The organism is uncultured Olegusella sp. (assembly GCF_947253395.1).
Taxonomy (GTDB): Bacteria; Actinomycetota; Coriobacteriia; order Coriobacteriales; family Atopobiaceae; genus Olegusella.
The window spans coordinates 1-2,575 of record NZ_CAMXYY010000166.1 but is presented as its reverse complement, the minus strand read 5'-3'; the positions used below and the strand labels follow the sequence as shown (position 1 = coordinate 2,575).

The 2,575-nt window shown below is 43.7% G+C and carries 1 protein-coding gene; it reads right to left on the bottom strand.

Annotated elements, in window-relative coordinates; translation table 11 throughout:
• The coding region (locus Q0X25_RS08410; RefSeq protein WP_298581226.1) for a S8 family serine peptidase at nt 1-2,545 on the bottom strand (2,545 nt) is incomplete at its 3' end.
• Nucleotides 2,546-2,575 lie beyond the last annotated feature (30 nt).

Genomic DNA, 2,575 nt, shown 5'->3' with positions numbered 1-2,575 from the left:
GAATGATGCTCACTGAGCCATCCTCATTTGTTAAAATGCTCGGTGCGCCTGGAGCACTAGGGATCGGTTTACTTGACGATGCTTCGTCAATTACTTCTTGAAGCGGTTTAGTTAATTTGTTCCCTGCAAAATCTGTTATGGTTAAGTTGATGCTCTCTGGCTCTATGCCCACTGGCAGTATCCAGCTTTTGGGACCTCTCCAAGTACTATCCTTATTTTTTGCACTCTTTTCTACAAGTTCAATGTATTTTAACGTCCCGCTCTCATTATAAGATAGGTTTACATCTCGAACCCCGCTGCCTTCATTCTTCCCCGCGGCATCTTTGTCCGTTATTTCGTTTAATGTGAATTTCCGACTCAAAGAATCGTAAGAGCACTGTTTAATCTTTGCTGGGGTTTTATCCAGTATGATTGAGTGTATGATAGTCTTGTAGTTCTGAGGGCTTGTGTATGGTGACACTTGAATAACAGCATCATAACGTCCTTCTGGCGCTGATTCACCGGACCACTCCCACATAGGCGAGGTATAGGACCGAGGTGCTAACATCCCATAATTGAAACTCTTTAGGCCTCCATCCGTTTTATAATCGAAAGCGAGTGGCTCTTCACGTGCAATATCGTCAGGTCTGTAAATGCCAAATTTAACATTCTGATAACAGCGTGTAAAGGTAGCAAAAAAGCGTATTGAGTCTGCTTCATTGTCCCCATTAGGTGAAAAGGCAATTTTATTTGCGTCATATTTTCTATTGCCATTCTCATCCAAATACTCACCGCAAACTACTCGCTCACCATTTAATGTCGTCTCATAATGTGTAAAGTCAAAGTGCTTAGAGCTTTCGCTATGATAAATCGGTTCCTTCCCATTCGCTGACAAATTGTAAATACTATCTTCAATCGCAGGTAGTTTTTCCCAGTCACCATGGAATGCAACAAAAGGTACCGATATGTTTTCAGCACCATCAATCGCTTCAAATTGAGTGTAACCTTCTAAATAATAGCCATAGGGCTGTAATTTATTCTGCTCTTCAGTAAATGGAGTGGTATCAAGGTTAATGTGTACTTTCGCTTCACCCCCAGCAGGGACCTCTACGGTTTCTCCAGCATATTCGCCTAAAAGATTACTCTGCAATGAGTAGCGATCGTTTTCGATGGCATCCGTCGTTAGGAATGTCTTTGGTTTGAACTTATACGACTTAGTCGCATCACAGTTTAGTAACGTGATATCAACACTGAATTTATCACCTACGTTCTTACAGAGTACAGCACTGCGACCATCTGTTCCTTTTGCATACACTGGTGATTTTACAGCGCTATCAATATTAATCAGACCACTACCTTGCCCACGCGGCGAGACAAAAACTCCTTTTTCCATAATTGGCGATGCCGTAGACATCAGCATATTCTTTATGAAGGTATATTTTTCTGCACCGCTTAGTCCTATAGCATCTGCACGCTCCCCTAACAGGGCTACCGCGCCTGCCACATGGGGCGTCGCCATGCTCGTACCACTCATAGTGACATAGCTTCCATTAGCTATTGTCGAAAAAATATTTCCACCCGGAGCTAAGATCTCTGGTTTAAGATCACCATCTACCGAAAGGCCCCAAGAAGAGAATGCTGAGAGCTTCCCTCCTTCTGGGTTAGCGGTTTTTATATGATGTGAACCAATTCGGACTTTAGGTTCTTCACTATTTTCTATTTTGGAAATTAAAAACTTCCCATCCTCGTGTCCAATAAATACAGAGGGAATAACGGGGTATGGATTTGAAATCATCATACTCACTAATTCAGACCCCCCATTCGCATCATTATAGATAATTGCCCCAGCTGCACCCTTTTTCCCTACATTAAATACTTTTTCACCAAAAGTTAAGTCTCCCCCCCGTTGAATTAGGGCGATTTTACCGTATAAACCTCCCTGTGACTTTACAGCAGAGTCAACATCCTCAGAAGAACCATAACCACAATCTACTATGGCACAAAAATTATTCATAGGCCTACTTGGATCATCAAAGGCAGGTCCGTTCCCCTTTCGATAAGAAATAACCTTATCCGGGTATGCCTTTAACTCCATTACTTTGCTCGTTACATGGGTGTTGTTGCAAGATGCCACTGATAGAGCAAGTGGTGCTATCGACGGGCTATCTACCAGGCCGTAATCCGGTGCTGCCGTCGTTGGTTTGAAGAGGCCACCTCCGTATACACCTTCGTTACCACCTGCCATCGTGACCACAACGCCCATGTCACGGGCTGCCTCTAAAGCTCTTAGGGTTGCACTCTCGCTGAGCTGCATATCACCAATTTTCCCCAGTGGTGCTCCGATACTCATATTGATCGCATCTGCCCCTAGCTTGATCGCATCTTCAATCGCCAGTGTGTAGATTTCAGCACTCGTTGTATCATTGTTAAATACTTTCATCGCCAATATTTGACACTCTGGCGCTACGCCTCGCACAATATCACCATTTGGTGAAGCCTCTGTTGGATTGGCGCCTATAATCCCCGCAACATGCATGCCATGCGACACTGTATCGCGATCTGTCACATTTGTATTCATAGAAGCATAGTTATATGC